General features: G+C 68.9%; 17 protein-coding genes and 3 pseudogenes. 13 read left to right on the plus strand and 7 right to left on the minus strand.

Annotated features, from left to right (window positions below):
- Positions 1-100 precede the first annotated feature (100 nt).
- Positions 101-520 (plus strand): hypothetical protein, encoded by a 420-nt coding sequence (locus MJQ72_RS39695; RefSeq protein ID WP_125686887.1) that lies wholly within the window; start codon positions 101-103, stop codon positions 518-520.
- Positions 521-637: 117 nt separating this feature from the next.
- Here MJQ72_RS39695 and MJQ72_RS39700 read toward each other — a convergent pair whose 3' ends face one another.
- Positions 638-841 (minus strand): cold-shock protein, encoded by a 204-nt coding sequence (locus MJQ72_RS39700; protein WP_003097368.1) that lies wholly within the window; start codon positions 839-841, stop codon positions 638-640.
- Between the two features lie 421 nt (positions 842-1,262).
- On the opposite strand from MJQ72_RS39700, the gene MJQ72_RS39705 reads away from it, so the two are divergent.
- The 6 genes from MJQ72_RS39705 (at position 1,263) to MJQ72_RS39730 (ending at position 6,237) form a co-directional block, all read left to right on the plus strand.
- On the plus strand, positions 1,263-2,504 hold the full coding sequence (locus MJQ72_RS39705) for an Ig-like domain-containing protein (protein ID WP_240596043.1): 1,242 nt from the start codon (positions 1,263-1,265) through the stop codon (positions 2,502-2,504).
- 132 nt (positions 2,505-2,636) lie between these two features.
- Positions 2,637-2,993: a hypothetical protein gene (locus tag MJQ72_RS39710; RefSeq protein ID WP_240596044.1), complete on the plus strand. Its 357-nt coding sequence runs from the start codon at positions 2,637-2,639 to the stop codon at positions 2,991-2,993.
- Complete coding sequence (locus tag MJQ72_RS39715) at positions 2,994-3,551, plus strand: SigE family RNA polymerase sigma factor (RefSeq protein WP_240596045.1); 558 nt, start codon at positions 2,994-2,996, stop codon at positions 3,549-3,551.
- 4 nt (positions 3,552-3,555) lie between these two features.
- Complete coding sequence (locus tag MJQ72_RS39720; protein WP_240596046.1) at positions 3,556-4,158, plus strand: hypothetical protein; 603 nt, start codon at positions 3,556-3,558, stop codon at positions 4,156-4,158.
- Between the two features lie 69 nt (positions 4,159-4,227).
- Positions 4,228-5,643: an MFS transporter gene (locus MJQ72_RS39725; protein ID WP_240596047.1), complete on the plus strand. Its 1,416-nt coding sequence runs from the start codon at positions 4,228-4,230 to the stop codon at positions 5,641-5,643.
- A gap of 9 nt (positions 5,644-5,652) precedes the next feature.
- Positions 5,653-6,237 (plus strand): PaaI family thioesterase, encoded by a 585-nt coding sequence (locus MJQ72_RS39730; RefSeq protein ID WP_016330842.1) that lies wholly within the window; start codon positions 5,653-5,655, stop codon positions 6,235-6,237.
- A 24-nt stretch (positions 6,238-6,261) separates the two neighbouring features.
- On the opposite strand, the pseudogene MJQ72_RS39735 reads toward MJQ72_RS39730, so the two are convergent.
- A pseudogene (locus tag MJQ72_RS39735) lies at positions 6,262-8,561 on the minus strand (tetratricopeptide repeat protein).
- Between MJQ72_RS39735 and MJQ72_RS39740 the strand changes: the two are divergent.
- From MJQ72_RS39740 to MJQ72_RS39765, 6 genes and pseudogenes are all read left to right on the plus strand, one after another.
- A complete protein-coding gene (locus MJQ72_RS39740) occupies positions 8,470-8,733 on the plus strand; it encodes a hypothetical protein (RefSeq protein ID WP_240601612.1) in 264 nt (87 codons plus the stop codon). The pseudogene MJQ72_RS39735 and the gene MJQ72_RS39740 sit on opposite strands and share 92 nt — an antisense overlap.
- Before the next feature lie 396 nt (positions 8,734-9,129).
- Positions 9,130-9,857: pseudogene (locus MJQ72_RS39745) on the plus strand (ESX secretion-associated protein EspG).
- 94 nt (positions 9,858-9,951) lie between these two features.
- Positions 9,952-10,368 carry a hypothetical protein gene (locus tag MJQ72_RS39750; RefSeq protein WP_240596049.1) on the plus strand — a complete coding sequence of 139 codons (417 nt, stop codon included), beginning with the start codon at positions 9,952-9,954 and terminating at the stop codon, positions 10,366-10,368.
- Between the two features lie 11 nt (positions 10,369-10,379).
- A complete protein-coding gene (locus tag MJQ72_RS39755; RefSeq protein ID WP_240596050.1) occupies positions 10,380-10,931 on the plus strand; it encodes a DUF3558 family protein in 552 nt (183 codons plus the stop codon).
- Entirely contained in the window at positions 10,931-11,470 is a 540-nt protein-coding gene (locus MJQ72_RS39760; RefSeq protein WP_240596051.1) for a DUF3558 domain-containing protein, read from the plus strand. The genes MJQ72_RS39755 and MJQ72_RS39760 overlap by 1 nt, the downstream gene beginning before the upstream one ends.
- Before the next feature lie 19 nt (positions 11,471-11,489).
- A complete protein-coding gene (locus tag MJQ72_RS39765) occupies positions 11,490-12,962 on the plus strand; it encodes a hypothetical protein (RefSeq protein WP_240596052.1) in 1,473 nt (490 codons plus the stop codon).
- A 43-nt stretch (positions 12,963-13,005) separates the two neighbouring features.
- Here the strand turns inward: MJQ72_RS39765 and MJQ72_RS39770 are convergent, their stop codons facing one another.
- From MJQ72_RS39770 to MJQ72_RS39790, 5 genes and pseudogenes are all read right to left on the minus strand, one after another.
- Complete coding sequence (locus MJQ72_RS39770) at positions 13,006-13,971, minus strand: glutamate ABC transporter substrate-binding protein (protein ID WP_240596053.1); 966 nt, start codon at positions 13,969-13,971, stop codon at positions 13,006-13,008.
- The gene (locus tag MJQ72_RS39775; RefSeq protein WP_240596054.1) at positions 13,971-15,356 is read right to left on the minus strand and encodes a hypothetical protein; all 1,386 of its coding nucleotides are present in this window, start codon (positions 15,354-15,356) and stop codon (positions 13,971-13,973) included. The genes MJQ72_RS39770 and MJQ72_RS39775 overlap by 1 nt, the downstream gene beginning before the upstream one ends.
- A gap of 106 nt (positions 15,357-15,462) precedes the next feature.
- On the minus strand, positions 15,463-16,101 hold the full coding sequence (locus MJQ72_RS39780) for a response regulator transcription factor (RefSeq protein ID WP_240596055.1): 639 nt from the start codon (positions 16,099-16,101) through the stop codon (positions 15,463-15,465).
- Complete coding sequence (locus MJQ72_RS39785; RefSeq protein WP_240596056.1) at positions 16,098-17,225, minus strand: sensor histidine kinase; 1,128 nt, start codon at positions 17,223-17,225, stop codon at positions 16,098-16,100. Before MJQ72_RS39785 ends, MJQ72_RS39780 begins: the two co-directional genes overlap by 4 nt.
- A 120-nt stretch (positions 17,226-17,345) precedes the next feature.
- Positions 17,346-18,604 (minus strand): annotated as a pseudogene (locus MJQ72_RS39790) (GAF domain-containing protein).
- Positions 18,605-18,613 lie beyond the last annotated feature (9 nt).

Below are 18,613 nucleotides of genomic sequence, written 5' to 3' on the forward strand. Positions count from 1 at the left end.
AAGGATTTCCTGTCGGCGTTGGGCCGTTCGAGACAAGAAAATCGGTGTGTCGTGGCTCACTGTGGTTGGTTTGCCGAGACCGAACCGTTATCGTGGCCCGGTGCCCCTTCCTTCCCTGAGCCGTCGTAGCGGCAGCCGCACGAACCTGAAGCCGGTCAACCCCGGTCGTCACCGCAACTCCCCCACCAAGGAGGCCGAAGCGGTCGTCGAAGACACGGAGCTCACCAGCTACCTTCGTGCCCTCGCCCCGGAGAACGACCCGGAAAGCACCGGCACCGGCAAGCGTTTCGGCGAAGCGCAGGTCTTCCAGCTGCGGATGAACCTCATCGCCTGCGAACAGCTCAAGGACGCCGCCGCCGAGCGCAACCTGTCGCCGCAGGCGCTGGCGCAGGAATGGATCCTCGAGCGCCTTTCGTGGGAGTCGCAGGCCAACTCGGCCCAGCAGCGCCGCCACGAAGAGGCCCACACCGACGAATTCCGCTTCGACGCCAACGCGTGGGATCAGCCCGTTCCGCGCTGACTCTCACCCCGGAACGGAACAGCACAACAGAAGAAGCTTGAGCAGCAAAGGGAAAAGCCCCCGGCGAGATCGCCGGGGGCTTTTCCGATCAGTCTGAGCAACGCCTGAAGGGCGGACTCAGATCGCGCGGACCTTCTGGGCCTGCGGGCCCTTCTGGCCCTGACCGACCTCGAACTCCACTCGCTGGTTCTCCTCGAGCGTGCGGAAACCGCGCCCCTCGATCTCCGAGTAGTGAACGAAGACGTCGCCCTCGCCGCCATCCTGCGCGATGAAGCCGAAGCCCTTCTCCGCGTTGAACCACTTCACAGTGCCTTGCGCCACCGCTTTACTCCTCGTTGCACATCCGCTTCGAGTGCCTCCGAAGCGACACCCAGACCGTCCCGGGCGGTTCCAACGAGTCGAGCGAAGAGCGCGTCACCGGCTCATGGCTCGCGTCAGAAGTTCCGCGAGTGTGAAGCCACGAACACGCAAAACGACGGCCTGATGGCAGCGTACCGGGATCTGGCCATATTTGAAGCCCGTGATCGGACTCTGGGCACCCCCAAGTACCAAGGTCACCGGAACGTCGTATACCGATCCGGCTTCTGTCGGACCCCCTCGCTAGCCTGTCGCCGCACGCCGACCTCAGGTCATCGCCGGACACGGACCGAAGTCGGCCATGCCCCGATCGTGAACTACGATCCACCCGATTGTGACTCGCATCACTCTCGGTGGGATCAACTTACGGGGCTGTCCGGACGTCATGGTCGGTGTACAGGGGAGCAAAGGGGAAGCTTTGAGGTTCACGGAAACCGCGCGCCGCCGGGCGGCGATCGCGGCACTGGGGTTGGTGGCCGTTCTGACGCTGGGGGCGTGCAGCAGCGAGCCGACCGTGTCGGCCAGCGGGCCGGACGGCGGCGGGCCGGTCAGCAGCGACACCGGCGGCAAGGCGCCCGCGCCCGCCAAGCTGACGTACGAGCCCGCCGCGGGCGCGCAGGACGTCGCGCCCGGGCAGCCCATCAAGGTCAGCGTCGCCGACGGCACGCTCGACCAGGTCGTGCTGACCAATCCGGACGGCAAGCAGGTCGCGGGGCAGCCGTCCGAGGACAAGAAGAGCTGGTCCACCACCGAGCAGCTCGGCTACGGCAAGTCCTACACGTGGTCCGGCAAGGCCACCGGCACCGACGGCAAGCCCGTCGACATCGGCGGCGCCTTCACCACGGTCAAGCCGCGCAAGCAGGTGGGCGCGAACATCAACGTCTTCGACGGGCAGACCTACGGCGTCGCCATGCCGATCACGCTGACGTTCCCGAGCAAGGTCACCGACAAGGCCTCCGTCGAGAAGGCGCTGTCGGTCGAGACCACGCCCAAGACCGAGGGTTCCTGGGCCTGGGTCCACGACGACACCTCGGTGCACTGGCGGCCGAAGGCGTACTGGCAGCCCGGCACCACGGTGAAGTTCAACGCCAAGATCTACGGCGTCAAGATCGGCGAAGGCGTGTACGGCAAGGAAGACCGCTCGGCGAGCTTCACGATCGGCCGCTCGCAGATCGTCAAGGGCAACACCCAGACCCACCGGCTCGTGGTGATCCGCGACGGGCAGCAGATCGCGGACTACCCGGCCAGCTACGGCCTCGACGCCGACCCGGGCCGCGTCACGCCGAGCGGCACGCACGTGGTGATGTCCAAGCACGACACGTATTCGATGACCAACGAACGCTACGACTACGAGAACATCGTCGTGCCGTCCGCGGTGCGGTTCTCGACCAACGGCGAGTTCATCCACGGCTACGCGCCTTCGATCTGGGCGCAGGGCAAGAAGAACATCTCGCACGGCTGCGTGAACCTGGCGCCGGCGAACGCCAAGGCGTACATGGACGGCGCCCTGGTCGGGGATCCCGTCGAGATCGAGGGCAGCACGGTGAAGATCAACCGGGCGCGCGACTACAGCGACTGGACCTACTCCTGGGACGAGTGGACGAAGCTGTCCGCCCTCGCGAGCTGAAGTACTTCCATGGAACCGGGCGGCCGGAGACCTTCGCGGTCTCCGGCCGTTCGTGCTTCGGAATCCGCGAAAACTCGATGCAACCGAGGATCGGGCGGGACGCATGTCTAACGACGTAAGGCGCCGCGGCCAATGAGCGGCGCCCGGATCGAGGAGACTCTCTTGCGTACTCGTATCGCTCTCACTCTCGGCGCGCTGCTGCTGGCGGGCGGCGCCGCCTTCGCGACCACGTCGCTGGCGTCGGCCGATCAGAGCGCGCCGTCGCCGACGGCCACCCAGGCGCCCCAGCCGCCGGTCAAGGCGCCCACCACCACGCGGCCGGCGGAACCGCCCCGGGCCACCACCGCCCCGCCGCGTCCGGAGCCCGCCCCGCGGACGACCGGCCCCGCCGTCGTGAAGCCGGGCGAGCACCGCGTGCCCAAGGCCGTTCCCGCCGGGCCGACCGGGGATCTGCACCTCCCCGCCATCGTCGAAGGAGCCGGTAACTAGGTGTCGTCGAGCCGCTCGTCGAAGACCGGGACGGGCTCGCCGTGGGACGGCGAGTTCGCCCGGTACTTCGACGAGCGCGCGCACAACCTGCGTGCCACCGCGTACCTCCTGTGCGGGGACTGGCATCAGGCCGAGGACATCACCCAGGCCGCGCTGCTGAAGCTGTACCTGGCTTGGCCGAGGCTCTCCCGGCACGACGCGCTCGACGGCTACGCGCGCAAGATCGTGCTGCGGACGTTCCTGTCCGAGCATCGGCGCGTCTGGCGCAAACGCGAGAAGCTCACGGACGCTCTTCCCGACGTCCCGAGCGAAGCGAACGGCACGGAACAGGAGATGCTGGTCAGGCATGCCCTGTCCGGCATCGCCCCGAAGCAGCGCGCCGTGCTGGTGTTGCGCTACTTCGAAGATCTCAGCGTCGACGAGACGGCCGCGGCGCTGGGCTGCAGCACCGGGAACGTGAAGAGCCAGAGCGCGCGGGGGCTGGCGACCCTGCGCAAGCGGCTCGGACCGCATTTCAGCGAACTGGCCTTGAGCGGAGCGCACGAAGATGGGAGGTGAGGAGATGGACGAGGACATCAAAGGCGTGCTTTCGCACGGCGCGAGCGGTCCCCCGCTGGGTATCCGGGCGGCGGACATCATCGAGCGGGGTGGCCGGATCCGGCGACGACGCAAACGGCTGGCCGTGGCGGGGAGTTCGCTGGCGACGATCGGGGTGATCGTGTTCGGCGCGATCGCCGTCGGCGGCCGCGGCGGTGAGGGGCCCGCGCCGGTCCAGCCCGCGGGCCCTGGCCTGTCGACCATCGCCCCTTCCCCGGTCTCGCCCGCGCCGTCGGAGTCGACCCCTCGGCCGGAGGTCACTCCCGAGGCGCCGCCTGCGGCCTCCTCGGCCCCGGCGACTCATCAGCCGCGTTCGACGCCGAAGACCGTCACGCCCGGCCGCACGACGACCACCGTCCCCCGCGCGCGCCCATCCCGACGAAGCAGCCGAGCGAGCCCCCGACGACGGCCTCGACTCGCTGATCCCCCGTCCGGAACGTCCGATTCCCGAAGTGTGACCCAAAGTAATCGGAAATTCTCCGACATCGGCTTCACCTGGTGGTTCGTCACCGTCTTGGGGGAACGGCGCTCTCACGACCGATCCGAAACGCTGAACACGGACGTTTGAACCCCTACGGTCGAGGGAACAAACCCTCGACGATGGGTAAGTAAACGGGTGGGTCGGGAGGTCAAACCCATGGCCGAAGAGGCGCTGAGCGCGTCATATCAGGAAAAAGGGGAACCGGCGGAGGCCCCACCTGAACAGATCAGAAAGGCCGTCGCCGGAGCGGCGATGGGTAACTGCATCGAGTGGTACGACTTCGGTGTTTTCGGCTTCATGCCGGCCATTCTGGGGCAAGTCTTCTTCAACGCGTCGAGCACTTCCGAAGGCGCTCTGGCGACCTTCGCGGTCTTGGCGATCACGTTCATCGTCCGGCCGTTCGGCAGCTTCGTGTTCGGTCCGCTGGGGGACAAGATCGGGCGCCAGAAGGTTCTCGCGCTGACGATCATCCTGATGTCCGGGTCGACGTTCATCATCGGCCTGTTGCCGTCCTACGCGACGATCGGCCCCGCCGCGGCGGTCCTGCTGATCCTGTTGCGCACCATCCAAGGTTTCTCGGCGGGCGGTGAGTACGGCGGCGCGGCGACGTTCATCGCGGAGTACGCGCCCGCCCGGCGCCGTGGTTTCTGGGGCAGCTGGCTGGAGTTCGGCACGCTCGTCGGTTTCGCGATGGGCGCCGGCTTCGTCACGATCTTCACCGTCGTGCTCGGCGACGAGGCCATGCGCGAATGGGGCTGGCGCCTGCCGTTCCTGATCGCGGGCCCGCTCGGCATCGTCGGTCTCTACCTGCGGAACAAGCTGGAGGACACTCCGCTGTTCCAGGAGATCGAGAAGAAGGACCAGGTCGAGAAGTCGCCGCTGAAGGCGCTGCTCAAGAAGCACTGGACGTCGATCCTGCACCTCATCGGCATCGTGGTGATGCTGAACGTCGCCGACTACATCGTGATCACGTACCTGGAGACCTATCTCAAGGACGTGGTCGGCTTCAGCGGGCACGCGCCGTTGCTGATCATCCTGGCGACCATCGCGCTGATGCTGATCTTGATCGTGCCGATCGGCATGCTGTCCGACCGGATCGGGCGAAAACCCATCCTGATCGCGAGCTGTGCGAGCTTCCTGGTGCTCCCGATCCCGGCGTTCTCGCTGATGGGCGCGGCCGCGGACGACCAGAACGGCTGGCAGCTCACGCTCGGCGTGCTGATGATCGCGGTGCCGCTGGTGCTGATCCTGGCCGTGCTGGCCGCGACGCTGCCGGCGATGTTCCCGACGCAGGAACGCTACGGCGGCTTCTCCATCGGGTACAGCGTTTCGACCGCGGCCTTCGGTGGCACGGCGTCGTACATCATCGGCAGCCTGGTGACCTCGACCGGCGACAACCTGTGGCCCGCGTACTACCTGATGGGCGCGGCGGCGATCGCGGCCATCCCGATCCTGCTGCTGCCCGAAACGGCCGGGGTGTCGCTGCGCGGCATCGTGAACTCGCGGATCGCGCGGCGCCGGAAACCGGAAACGGCCACTCCCGGCGGCGCTTCGGAGCTACCGGCGAGTTAACGTCTTTCCATGAGCCGTATCTCGCAGCCGTGGCCGCCGGTCGAAGTCGAACCGGCGACCGTCCACCCGGAAGCCCCCAAGCAGGGCAGCCACCTCGGCATCCACTTCGGTGAGTGTTTCGGGTGCGGCGACGAGATCGAGGCCGGGCTCCACCTGCATTCGACGGTGGGCGAAGGGACGACGGTGTACTCCAAGTTCACCGTCACCTCCGCCCACCAGGGTGCGCCCGGCCTCGCCCATGGCGGACTGCTGGCCTGCGCCTTCGACGAGGCGCTCGGCGCGACCGTCGGCAACCTGCTGCGCCGCCCCGCCGTCACCGGGAAACTGGAGACGGACTTCCTCCGGCCGGTCCCGGTGGGCTCGACCCTCTACATCGCCACGAAACTGGACGGCATCGCCGGCCGGAAGATCTACGTGAGCGCCGACGGCCGGCTCGACGCCGAAGACGGCCCCGTCGCGGTGCGCGCGCGGGCGTTGTTCGTGCGGGTCGAGTTCGAGCACTTCAGCACCCACGGGGATCCCGAGGCGCTGCAGAAGCTCGCCGCCGCGCACGAGAAGGCCCAGCGCGCCCGCGAGTGGGACATCAACCCCTGAGCATTTAGTCCTCTGAATGCGTGGCTAGGTGAGGGTTCGCGGTCGGATCGCGTTCGCCTTGTCGACGAGTTCGACCCGCTGGTCGACCGATCCGGCCAACCGCGCCAACGTGCGGTAGCAGCGTTCGAGCCCGAACCGCAGGTCTCGTTCGTCCAGGGCACAGCCCAGGACCTTCGCGCCCGGTGTCGGCTGGTTCTGCGAGTTCAGCCAGCCGTACGCCGCTTCGAGGACCTCCGCCGACAACCGAGTGCGGCGTTCGGCGTCGAGCTGCAGGCGCTCCAACCGCGTCGAGGCGTCGACGAGATCCCGCTCGGACACCATCACCGGATCCTTGCCGCCGCCGTTGATCCTGGTCTTGATCTTGATCGCGGCCACCTGCGCGGCGACGTGATGCGACGACGACGCCGGGACGGCCTCCAGCACCTCGATCGCGCTGGCCCTGGCGCCTTGCGCGAGGTACACGCGAGCGAGCCCGAAGGCCGCGCTGACGTACGACCGATCCGTTCGCCACACCAGCTCGTAGTAGCGCGCGGCGCCGAAGTAGTCCCCGACGCCCTCCGCGCTGACGGCCAAGGCCAGCTTCGGCGCGATCTCCCCGGGAAGATCGTCGTACACCGCTTCGAACGCGACTTGCGCGACGCGGGACCGCCCGCCCGCGAGCTCGATCAGGCCTCGGTACCAGTCGATCCGCCAGTCGTGCGGGAAACCGGCCTTGATCGCGAGGTACTGCGCGGCCTGCAGCTGCCGCTGCGCCTCGACCAGCTCACCGAGCTCGATCCGGGCGCGGACGATGCGCAGCCGGACCTCGATGGACTCGCGCGGCGCCCCGGCCAGCGACTCGATCGCACCCGCGGGATCGAGCGCGACCGTCGACGCGAGCACGCCCGCCGCCGGATCGTCCGTGTCGACCTGCGGGATCGGCAGCCCGGCGACCACCTCGCCCGGGTCGGGCAGCGGCACGCTCCCGCCGTGTTCCGGGACGACCATGTCGACGCCGAACGTGCGGGTCTCCGGCCCGAAGACGGTCGACGCGCCAGGGCGCGGTTTCCCGGTGCCCAGCGCCATGATCTCGCGGAGCACGCCGGTCAGCTGGTCCGCCATCTCCTCGGCCGCGATGAACCGGCGGTCCGGGTCGGTGTGCGTCGCGCGCTTCAGGAAGCGGTAGTACGAACCGAAGAGCGCGAACAGCGGCACGACGTCCGGACCAGGCAGGGTCGTCTTGTACTTGGTGGTGTAGCCGGAGAATTCGAAGCTGAGCACGGCGAGCGTCCGGCCGACCGTGTACAGGTCCGACGCCACCGAAGCGCCGTGCGTCGCCAGCTCGGGCGCGCTGTAGCCGGTGGTGAAGAACAGCGGGCTCTCGTAGTCGTCGACGCGGCGGACCGCGCCGAGGTCGATCAGCTTGAGCTGTTCGTGCGTCTGGATGACGTTGTCGGGCTTGAGGTCGCAGTACAGCAGGTTCTGGCCGTGCAGGTAGCCCATGGCGGGCAGGATCTCGAGCCCGTAGGCGATCACCTGGCCGATCGGCAGCGGCTCCGGGCGCTTCGTCTCGCGGTGGTGCGCGAGCGCGAGCTGACGCAGCGACTGGCCGCCGACGTACTCCATGACGATGTAGCCGACCGAGTTGCCGGTGTCGCCGTCCGGATGCTGCACGAAGTTGTGGATCTTGACGATGTTGGGGTGCTCGACCTCGGCGAGGAAGCGCTGCTCGTTGGCGGCGGCCGCCATCGCGGTGGCGTCGCCGGTGTCGATCAGGCCCTTGAGCACCACCCAGCGGTCGCTGACGTTGTGGTCCTGCGCGAGGTAGATCCAGCCGAGGCCGCCGTACGCGAGCGCGCCGAGCACCTCGTACTGGCCGCCGACGATCTCGTTCGGCCGCAGCTTCGGGACGAAGGAGAACGGGTTGCCGCACTTCTCGCACTTGCCCTCGGGCGAGCCGGGCTTGCCGTCCTTGCCGCGGCCGACCTTGGCGCTGCAGCTGCCGCAGAAGCGTTTCTCCTCGGACACCATCGGGTTCTCGAGGACGGCGGACGCCGGGTCGCGGTACGGCACCTGCGGGACGTCGACGAGCCCGGCGCCGAGACGGCCGCGGCGCGACGTGCGGGACGACGTCCGGCGCGCGGTGCCGGGGAACGAACCCGTTCCGGTCCCGGTTCCGGTGCCGCGGCTGCCCGACCCGGTGCCGGTGCCCGTGCCGCGGCTTTCGCTGGAACGTTCGGGAGGACGCTTTCCGTGCCCGGGTCCGGCAACGGCCCCGGGCCGCTGTCGACGCGCGGCGTCGGCGGCATGATGCTCTGCGTCTCCGGCGCCGGCGAAGCGAGCACGCTGGTCGGCTGCGGCGCGTCGGCGGGCGCCTGCCACGCGGGGCGGACGACCTGGGCCTGCGGGCTCACCGGGGCCATGTCGCCCGGCGGGCGTGTCGGGTCCTCGGCGCCGGGGATCGGCCGCTGCTGGCCGCGCGGCGGAGTCTGCGGACGCTGGACGGGCGCGTGGTAGACCGTGCGCTCGGCGTCCTTCTCCGGCTTGGGTTCGGCGAGATCGAGCCTGCCGGAAATGGACGGTTCGGGCGTTTCCCAGCGGACCGGCGCCGGCGGTGTCCAGGAGGCGGACTCCGCCTCACGGTCCGGCGTGGCGTCGTCCGGCGCTGCGTGCCGAGGACGGCGCGGCTCTTCCGACACTGGTACCTCCCGAAATCCCCGCGACCACGTCTCCCCAGAGTCTATGCCTGGGAGCGCAGCTCCTCCGTTGAGGGCGGTGGCGGGGGCATGGATGGATTAGAGGTGAGCGGCCGGGTCGTGCCCGCGCCGGGTCGAACCCGCTACGGTGCGATGGAGAACCGATTCAGCAGGTGATGAGGGGGAGGGACCGGTGCCTGCGTCATTTTCGATGTCGATGGCCCAGCTCGACGTCGTACTCGAGGATCTCGGGCTCGGCAGATTCGTGCTGCCCTTCGAGATCCCGACCGTCGGAACCACCATCACCGAACGCGAGCGGCACTGCGAAGAGATCTGGGCCGGGCTGGCCGACCGGGGCTTCGCCCGCGGCCGCGAACTCCTGCGCGACTACGAACAGTCCCTCCGACTCTGGGCGACCGGGGATTTCGTCGTCACCATGGAGGCGCACGAGGTCGAGCAGGATGCCGAATACCTCTATCGAGGCGCGTGGAACAGCCGCCTCGGCATCGTGAGCGAGCAGCGCGGCTTCGACATCCTCTTCGAGCCGGTCTACCCCGAACAGGTCGTCGCGACCCTGCTCGGATATCTGCCGTCGCTGCAGCCGTTCCCCGGCCGGGTGACGACGTCCAGCACACTCCCCCGGCCAAACGACCGGACGACCCCTTCGACGAAGACCCGGACAACCTCCGCCTGGGCGCGGCCGCCCGCTTCTTCGAACACCCGCTCGCGCGACTGGGCACGATCAGCCTCACCCTGCGCGACGACCGGGGCAAACCGCAGCAGAAGAGCGTCCAGTGGTTCGACAGCCTTCAGGGCCGCTTCATGCTCACCACCGACCGCTTCCCCGACGGCGAAGTCCGCCGCACGTTCACCCCGACGAGTGGCTCTCACCTGGCACGATGGGTCCACGACCTGGTCGAAGCCGCCCGCGTCGGCAGCGCGTGATCCTCGCCGGAAGGCGGCCTTCGGGGTCGTTTCCGCTGATATCGTGATCTGACGAGCGCTACGAGTAACCGGGACTTGGTACAGGGGAGAGACCATGACGGACGGCACCGGCGGACCGCCGGGCAACTTCTCGGACATTCTGGGCGACTTCTCGGCGCAGGCCGATGCGATGGTGACCGCTGCGAAAGAGGGGCGGTTCGCGGTCAGCGAGGAGGCTGGGGAAGCCCTGAAGAGGGCGATCTCCGACTACATCACTGACTGGTCGAACCACCAAGTCCAGTTCCAACGTCTTACGGAAAAGCCGAAGCTGGGCACTGGCCCCTTCGCACAGCAAGTCGGTCAGCACGCGACTCTCGTAGCAGACGGCGACGAGCTATCCGCCAAGACTCAACTCGACGCACTACGGGATGTTCTCAACCGCGCGGAAGAAGCGATCAACTTGGCCAAGTCCAAGTACATGCAACGAGACAACGCCAACGCCGACCAGCTGAAATCTCTCCAAAAGGACTGACAAAGACCGACATGATCACAAAATCACGGACCTTGCTCGTCGTCTCTTTGTCGACCATTCTCGCCGTCGGGCTTTCCTCGTGCTCAACAGAGAAACCCGGTAACGCGACGCCCGCGCCGACGCAGTCCAACTCGACATCGGCGCCCAACAGCGGGGCCCCTGCTGATGTTTTCAAGGAGTTGAAAGCCTGCGACCTGCTGGAACCGACGACTACAGCCAAAGGCTTCGCTTCACCTGTTGAAGAGACCTATGAGAGCGACAACGGGTGTGGAGCGCGGAAACAGGGGTTTGGCTTCGTGAGCCTCTACCTCGTTCCCGAGGCCGGGATCGACCAACTGTCTCCTGGGCAGGGAACCAAAATCCCGACGAAGGTCGGCGAACGCGAAGCCGTCGAGATACCGGGTGATGCAGGGAAGCAGGCCTGCACGGTGGCGATCGCCGTCACACCGAATGCCCGGTTGACGGCTTCGACTGGTTTGAACAAGGGAACCAACGAGGAAGCCTGCGCGCTGTCCAGGGAAATCGCGGTCGCCGCTGAGCCCAAGCTTCCCAAGGTGAGCTGATGCCCCTTCGCCCGCACCGAGGTTCTCGGATCGCGCCGATCGCGGTACTCGCGATCGCGGCCAGTGCCTGTTCGTCCGAGCTTCAAGGCGACGCCTTGCCTCAGGCTCCGACGATCAGGGCCAGCACTCAGCCGACCGATGTGTTCAAGGATCTCAGTGCCTGCGGTCTGCTGGAGCCGACGACCGCGGTCAAGGGGTTCGAGCCTCCGAAGGTGGAGACCTACGAGAGTGACAACGGATGTGGGACCGCGAAACGGGGCTACGCCTCCGTCAGCATCTACCTCGTTCCCGAGGCCGGGATCGACCAACTGTCGCCAGGTCAAGGAACCAAAGTTCCCTCGAATTTGAACGGTCGCGACGCGGTTGAAATCCCGGGTGACGCGGGAACCGACGCGTGCACGGTCGCTGTCGCCGTCGGCCCCAACGCACGAATGACGGCGTCAACCACTCTGGAACGGAACGGAACCAACGAGGAAGCCTGCGCTCTCTCCCGCGAGATCGCAGAAGCCGCTGAACCGAAACTGCCTAGAAGCAACTGACGACGGAACGGGAGGGACCATGGTCAACGTCGGGCAAGACGACTTCGACAGCAAGTTCTCCGCGCTGGGTAACCCCGGCCGGACGTACGAGGCCAAGCGGTACTCCGACACGTACAACGAGACCAACGCTGGCCCCGGCGGGAACTCCCTGACCGCGAGGCTGACCGCTGAAGCGAAGGCTGGGCAGTACTCGGCCGATCAGGCCGCGGCGCTCACGCAAGGCCAGCAGTTCCGTACTGGACTCAACCCGTCTGAGCAGCGCTATGAAGCCGTTCCGCACGGCGAGCTGAAGAACATGATCACGCAAGATCTCGACCCGCAGGACGTCGACCGGCAGGGTGAGCTCTGGAACAACCAGGGCAACTCGCTGAACAACTTCAGCAACGCCGTCCGCGACGCGATCGGCAAAGAGGGCGAGCACTGGCAGGGCGACGGCGCCAAATCGGTCACCGACTTCTTCACCAACATCAGCAAGTGGGCCGACACCGCGGGCGACGGCGCGTATCTCGCGTCCAACCGGTTCTCCCAGTCCGCCGCGGCGGCCACCACCGCGAAGAACTCGATGCCCGAAGAGGTCCCCTTCGACCGCAACGCCGAGTACAAGAACGCCCTCAACCAGCTCGCGACGGGGAATCTCGCCGGCGCGGTGGACACGGTGGGCAACATCTCGGCCAAGCAGGAGCAGTCGTTCCAGGCGCATCAGCAGGCCGCGCAGGTGATGCACAACTACGACCAGTCGCTCTTCGACGTCAATTCCAAGCAGCCCACTTTCGCCCCGCCGCCGGAGATGGGCGAGTCGACGACGGCGTCCGGGTTCTCGGGTGGTACCGAGCCCAGGGGGTTCAGCGGCGGGCCGGGGCCTGGGCCCAACAGTGGTCCAGGGCCAGGGATGCCGGGTGGTCCGAGCGGGCCCACGCCGGGGCCCGGGATCACGACCGGTGGCGGGCACACCGGCGTGCCGGGGCCGAATCAGCCGGTCAGCGGGCCGCCGGGGTCGTTCCGGCCGGGTCCGGGGCCAGGGCTGGCGGCGATGAACGGGCCTGGGCCCACCGGGCTCGGCCGGCTGGGCAGCGAGCAGTATCGCGGCAAGCCCGGCCGGACGACGAGCGGGCCGGGCGGCAGTGCGGCGAACCGGTTGACCAGTGGCGGCTTCGGGCGCAACGGCGGGTCGGGCAACGTCGCCGAGCGGCTCGCGGGCGGCAAGGTTTCGGCCGGTGACGCCGAGAAGCTCGCGGGCAAGGGCGGCGGGTCCGGGGCGGGCAAGCTGCCGGAGGAGCGGGTCACCCGGGGTGGCGCGGCCGCGGCGGGCAAGAGCGGCGGCGGCCACGGGCCGATGGGGGCCGGCGCGCCCGGTGGCAAGGGGCAGAAGGAAGAGGACAAGGAAAAGAAGGCCCCGAGCTACCTGCAGGAGGAAGACGCCGACGTGTTGTTCGGCGGCTACGACGGCGAGACGAAGCCGGTGCCGCCGGTGATCGGCGACAAGGCCCCGTAAGACGAAGCGGGCCGTTCGGGAGCGAATCCCGAACGGCCCGTTCTCATTTGTACTGTGGCGAGGGCGGCGTCCCGCCTTCGAGTTTGTTCCCGATCCATTTCGCGTAGCTCGCCTGCCACGCGCCCCCGCGCACGCTCTCCAGCACGGCGTTCACGTACCGCACCATGTCCTCGTTCTCCTTCGGGATCCCGATGCCGTAGTTCTCCTCGGTGAACCGGTCCCCCACGATCTTCAGTGTCGGGTCCTGCGCGAGCATCCCGGCGAGGATGACGTCGTCCGTCGACACGGCCTCGACCTGCTTCTGCTGCAACATCACCAGGCAGTCCGACCAGTTGTCCACCGAGACCGGCACCGGCTTCGACGGATCCGCGGCGATCTTCGTGAGCGAGGTCGACGTCTTGGTCGCGCACACCCGGCGCCCGGCGAGGTCCGACAGCTGGGCGACCTTCGAGCCGGATTCGACCAGGATCCGTTGTCCCGCCTGGTAATAGGCGGTCGAGAAGTTGACCTTCTTCAGCCGGCTGCAGGTGATGCTGTAGGTCCGCACCACGATGTCGACCTGCTTCTTCTCGAGCACTTCTTCCCGGAGTTTCGACGGGATCGCCCGGAACTGCACGCGGCCTTCCGCGCTGCCGAAGATCGCCTTCGCGATCTCGTTGACCATGTCGATGTCGAAACCTTCGAGCTGGCCCGACGTCGGATTCCGGAAGCCGAACAGGAACGTCGTCTGGTCGACGCCCGCGACGAGCTTGCCGTTCTCCTTGATCTTCGCCATCGTCGAGCCGCTGGTGATCGACGTTCCGTTGGTCGGCCGCAGGCTGGCCAACGGGTTGCAGCTCGTGTCGGTCGTTCCGCCACCGCCGGTGTTGTCGGCGCCGCCGACGTTCGCGGGCAGCGGCGGCGCGACGTCGCCGACGGGCGCCGGGTCGACCGGTGCCCCCGCGCTGCCACAAGCCGTCGCCAGCACCAACACCGCGCCGAGCACGGCCGTTCGCAGACCGTTCCGCATCACCGGTACTCCCTCAGCCGTTCACGGATTCCCAAGGCCGACCCCGCCGCCGCCAGCACCGCCAGCACCGCGATACCGGGCGCGAGCAGGGTCAGCGCGCGATCGGCGCCGCGGGTGTCGTCGAGGAATTCCTGTCGTCCCACGTTGATCGCGGCCACCAGGTTCTCGTCGAGCCGCAGGAACGCCCCGGCCGCGCCGTCCTTCTTGTCGTCGCGGATGGCGGTGGCGACGGCGTCCTGGTAAAAGCCGTCTTCGTCCTGCCGCCGGACCTCGCCGTGCGCCTTGAACCACGCCGACGCCGCCTGGATGGCCGCGTCCACCTTCTCCGCGGCCGCGCCGCCGGCCGCGAGTCCGCGCGCCTCACCCAGCAGACCGCCTTGGCCGTCCGTCCCGCCGAGTTGCGCGGCGAGATCGCCGAAGTTCTTTTCGTACGCCGCGCCGTCGCCGCGGGCGACGAGGGTCAGCGTTTCGTCGGCGCGCGCCTGCAGCGCCGCGATCCTGGCCCGGACGAGCACGTCCACCTGGTGCGAGCCGTCTTCCTCACCGCTGCTCACGAGGGTGCTCTGCACGATCAGCGCGACCGCGCCCCACAGCAGGGCGACCACCACCGACGCGGTCGCGACGACGAGCCCGACATTCAGCAACCGGTTGGTCTTCCGCGTCAGGTGCACCTGCGTGACGATCAGCGCGGCGAGCAGTGCGAGCACCAAAGCCGTTGACAGCCAAGGGAAACCGGTCGCGTCGTCCTGTTCGGCGGCGAGCCGGTCGGTGTCGGTCCGGTAGAGATCCTGTGCGGCGGGAAGGATTTTCGCCCGCATCAGCTCCGATGCCTCGCGCAGATACGAGGCACCGACGGGATAACCCAGCCGGTTGTTGACGCGTGCCGTCTCGATCAGTCCCGTGTAGACGGGGATCTCACGGCCGAGGATGTTGATCTGTTCGGCCGCCTTGCCGGCGCCGGACGAGTCGGACGCCGCCTTCGCCAGTGCCGCCCCGGCCTCCGCGATGTCGCGTTCGTACCGCTGGCGCATCGGGAGCGGCTCGGTGCCGATGGAGAGGAACGAACTGGCCGCTGTCGCGTCTGCGTCCGAAAGCGCGCGATAGACCTGTTGCGCGGCGGCGGCCAGCGGTTCGCGGTGGTCGATCAGGCCGTTGATCGTGTCCTTCTTGTCCTGCGCCGCCAGCGTCCCGAACAGCCCCGCGACCAGCGACAGCAGGACGAGCCCGATCGCGATCACCGACAGCCTGCCCGGCGTGGTCGCCGCGGACCGGACGATCGCGCGGATCCCGTTCCCCGGCAGCTCGAGCAGCCCGGCGATCCCGCCGCGGCCTTCCGGCGCGGGGGGTGGCGCGGGGCTCCCCGGCCGGGTCACAGTGCTCGTCATCGCCGATCCTCCCCATTGGCTCCATCCGCACAGAAGGTATCCGAGTCGGGATCAGCGCAGCCAGTGACACCGGCGTGTGTCATCGGCACGTGATCTCCGGGCAGGTTCAGAGCCCTTTTTCCAGGCCGTACCGCACGGCCTCCGCACGATTGCGCACACCGATCTTGGCGAAGGCGTGGTTGATGTGGCTTTTCACGGTCGCCTCGCCGCTGAACAGCTCGGCGGCGATTTCCGGATTGGACAGCCCCCGCGTGATGAGGCCGAGCACTTCGGCTTCGCGGGTGGTGAGTCCGTCGGGCAGTTCGACCTTGGCCCGCGTCACCGATCGCGCGTCGAGCGCGGCGGCGAGCCTGTCGGAGACTTCCGCGGCGAAGATCGCCTGCCCGTTGGCGGCCGAGCGGACGGCCGCCCCGATCTCGGCGCGTCCGGCGTCCTTGGTCAGGTAGCCGCGGGCTCCGGCACGCACCGCGTCGGCGATCGAAGAGTCGTCCGCGTATGTCGTGAGGACGACGACCGCGACCTCCGGGTGATCGCGTTTGAGCAGCCTGGTCGCGGCCACCCCGTCCAGGACGGGCATGCGCAGGTCCATCAGCACGACGTCGGCCGCGGTGTGGCGGAGCAGGTCGAGCGCCTGCCGTCCGTCGCCCGCGGCGCCGGCGACCTCGATCCCGTCGAGTAGCCCGAGCAGCGCGACGAGCCCTTCGCGCATGACCTGCTGGTCATCGACCACGACCACCCGGATCACGCCCGCACCACCGCCTCCACCGTCCAGCGCCCGTCACCCGGGCCCGCGGTCAGCGTGCCACCGGCGAGCGCGAGCCGTTCCCTCATCCCGGTGAGTCCGAACCCGCCGGTGTCCTCCGATCGGACGGTCTCGCCGAGTTCGTTCCACACTCGCAGGCGGACCTCCTCCTCGGTGAAGTGGAGCCGGAGCGACACCGGCCGCCCGGCGGCGTGTTTGGCCGCGTTGGTCAACGCCTCCCGGGCGACGCCGACCAGCGAGACCACCGCGGCGGACGGCAGCGGCCGCTGCTCCCCCACCACTTCGAAGGTCGCCCCGCCGTGGTGCGCGGCGGCCAGCTGCCGCAGGGCTTCGGCAGGCGACGGGACGTCATTGCGCAGGGCGGCGGCCGCGTCCCGTGCCTCGGCGAGCCCGTCCGCCGCCAACCGCCGTGACAACCGGACCCTGCCGAGCGCACCGTCCACATCGGACTTCTCGGCGAGCAGCGCCTCGGCGACCTCCAGGTGGACTCCCAGCGCTCCCAGCGAATGCGCGAGTACGTCGTGGATCTCCCTGGCGATCCTGGTGCGCTCGTCGAGCGCCGCCGCCCGCGCGTGTTCGGTCTGCGCCAGCTTGGTCTGCGCCAGCAACTCCGCCGCCTGCACCGCCTGCACCTCGTACTGCCGCCGGTTCAAGCCCAGCAGCATCAGCACGAGCAGCACGCCGACATTGCCGAACACCAGCGGTTCGGCCGCGCCCGCGACCAGGCCGGTGACCGCCGCGAGGCTCGCGTCGAGCCCCACCACCCCCACGATGGCGGCCACCGACGGCTCGGTCAGGGTGGCGAACCGGCTGACCGTGACCACCGCCAGCACGATGGCGGAGGAGTCCTCCGCCCAGCCGAGCGCGATCGACGGCGCGACACTCGCCACCGCGAGCAGCACGGTCGCCACCCGGGGGAAACGCGGGGAAGCCGCCACGAAACCCAGCCAGCAGGCTCCGCTGACGCCGTACGCCGTCCAGATCCACGGATCGGACTCGCTCGCGGTCAGCAGCACGACCACGACCGCGGCCGTGCCGAGCGCCTGGACAACCAGCCAGCTCGGCGCGATCGTGTCCGGCAGGAGCGGCTTCTCCCGCTTCCCCATCTCCCCCCTCAGTGATCGCTCGGACGCGTGATCATCTCGACCAGGACGACGACACCCACGGACGTTAGGCACGCCGAGGGGTGGAGCGGGACCACCGGCGGGTTGAGGAGGGGATGGAACTCAAGCTCGGACGGCGGGCGCGACGGAATGCGGCAGGACCTCGCCGTCGGCGGGCCGTTCGACGAACACCTCGACGTCGTCGCCGAACCGGTACGGCCTGGCCAGCAGGAATCCGCCGAAATGCCGCCTCATCCTGGACATCTCCGCGCGGACGGTGACGGTGCGCCCGGCGTCGCCGAACAGGTCGAGCGACAGTTCCGAGGCCGACCGCCCTCACGATGGCGCGCGAGGACGTACAGCATCTCCGCGTGCCGCGGGCTCAGCCGATGCGACCAGGTGCCGGCCGCGCCCGAGACTCGCAGCGTGCTTTCCCGCGAAGACCTCAGATCGAGCACGACCCGGGTCGGTGGCGCGTCCTCCTCCTCGGTGAGCCGGACGAGCCAGCCTCCGGGCAGCGGCTCCAGCAGGCAGTTCCCGTACGTCGGCAGCCAGGTGCGGCCGGGGGTCGCGTCGTTCGGCAGCGCGATCCGGCCGACCGGGACGAGTCCCGCCGAGGCCGCGATCCAGCCGTGCGGGTCGGTGATGACCGCCCGGCCCTTCACCTTGGCGAGCAGGGGTGTGGCCAGCCCGCGCAACCGTTCGAGATCCGAGAGATGCGTGGTGCGCAGATGCGCTTCGGCGAGCTTCGCGACCGCGTCGACCAGGGCGAGGGTGGACGGATGCACGGTGGAGGCCGGTCCCGAGAGGTCGACGGCGCCGAGCAGCCTGCCGGTCCTCGGGTCGTGCAGTGGCGCGGCGGCGCAGGTCCAGTCGTGCTGGTTGCTGACGTAGTGCTCGGCCGAATAGACCTGCACCGGATGCCTGGCGACCAGCGCCGTCCCGATGGCGTTGGTGCCCGCGGCGGGCTCGTGCCAGTCGGCCCCTTCGACGAAACCGAGCCCGTCGGCGCGACGGCGGACCGCGGTGCTGCCGTCGCGCCAGAGCACCCGGCCGTCGGCGTCGACGACGACCATGATGTGCGCGGCCTGCTCGGCGAGGCCGATCAGGCCGCCGCGAAGGGCGGGGAGAACGGTGGCGAGGCCGCTGTCGCGGCGCCGGGATTCCAGCTGTTCCGGAGCGAGCGGAGACGTCGGCGAGCCGCGGTCCGGGTCCAGGCCCAGCTGCCGCATGCGCTGCCAGGAGGCGCCGATGACCGCACGTGGCCGCCCGGGGAGCGCGGTCCCGGCGAGCGCGGCCTCGCGCACTTCGGCGAGGGCACGCGCGTGCCGCCGCGGATCCGCACCGACCGGCAGCGCCGCCTCGAGCTGCACCTGGCCCACTCCTTCTGC

The organism is Amycolatopsis sp. EV170708-02-1, assembly GCF_022479115.1.
Taxonomy (GTDB): domain Bacteria; phylum Actinomycetota; class Actinomycetes; order Mycobacteriales; family Pseudonocardiaceae; genus Amycolatopsis.

What these genes read in the sequence shown, in the direction of transcription:
- MJQ72_RS39750 (WP_240596049.1), top strand. Translation starts at nt 9,952, where the DNA reads ATGACGGACGGCACCGGCGGACCGCCGGGCAACTTCTCGGACATTCTG.
- MJQ72_RS39705 (WP_240596043.1), top strand. Translation starts at nt 1,263, where the DNA reads ATGGTCGGTGTACAGGGGAGCAAAGGGGAAGCTTTGAGGTTCACGGAA.
- MJQ72_RS39770 (WP_240596053.1), bottom strand. Translation starts at nt 13,971, where the DNA reads ATGCGGAACGGTCTGCGAACGGCCGTGCTCGGCGCGGTGTTGGTGCTG.
- MJQ72_RS39730 (WP_016330842.1), top strand. Translation starts at nt 5,653, where the DNA reads ATGAGCCGTATCTCGCAGCCGTGGCCGCCGGTCGAAGTCGAACCGGCG.
- MJQ72_RS39775 (WP_240596054.1), bottom strand. Translation starts at nt 15,356, where the DNA reads ATGACGAGCACTGTGACCCGGCCGGGGAGCCCCGCGCCACCCCCCGCG.
- MJQ72_RS39760 (WP_240596051.1), top strand. Translation starts at nt 10,931, where the DNA reads ATGCCCCTTCGCCCGCACCGAGGTTCTCGGATCGCGCCGATCGCGGTA.
- MJQ72_RS39710 (WP_240596044.1), top strand. Translation starts at nt 2,637, where the DNA reads ATGAGCGGCGCCCGGATCGAGGAGACTCTCTTGCGTACTCGTATCGCT.
- MJQ72_RS39720 (WP_240596046.1), top strand. Translation starts at nt 3,556, where the DNA reads ATGGACGAGGACATCAAAGGCGTGCTTTCGCACGGCGCGAGCGGTCCC.
- MJQ72_RS39765 (WP_240596052.1), top strand. Translation starts at nt 11,490, where the DNA reads ATGGTCAACGTCGGGCAAGACGACTTCGACAGCAAGTTCTCCGCGCTG.
- MJQ72_RS39725 (WP_240596047.1), top strand. Translation starts at nt 4,228, where the DNA reads ATGGCCGAAGAGGCGCTGAGCGCGTCATATCAGGAAAAAGGGGAACCG.
- MJQ72_RS39755 (WP_240596050.1), top strand. Translation starts at nt 10,380, where the DNA reads ATGATCACAAAATCACGGACCTTGCTCGTCGTCTCTTTGTCGACCATT.
- MJQ72_RS39785 (WP_240596056.1), bottom strand. Translation starts at nt 17,225, where the DNA reads ATGGGGAAGCGGGAGAAGCCGCTCCTGCCGGACACGATCGCGCCGAGC.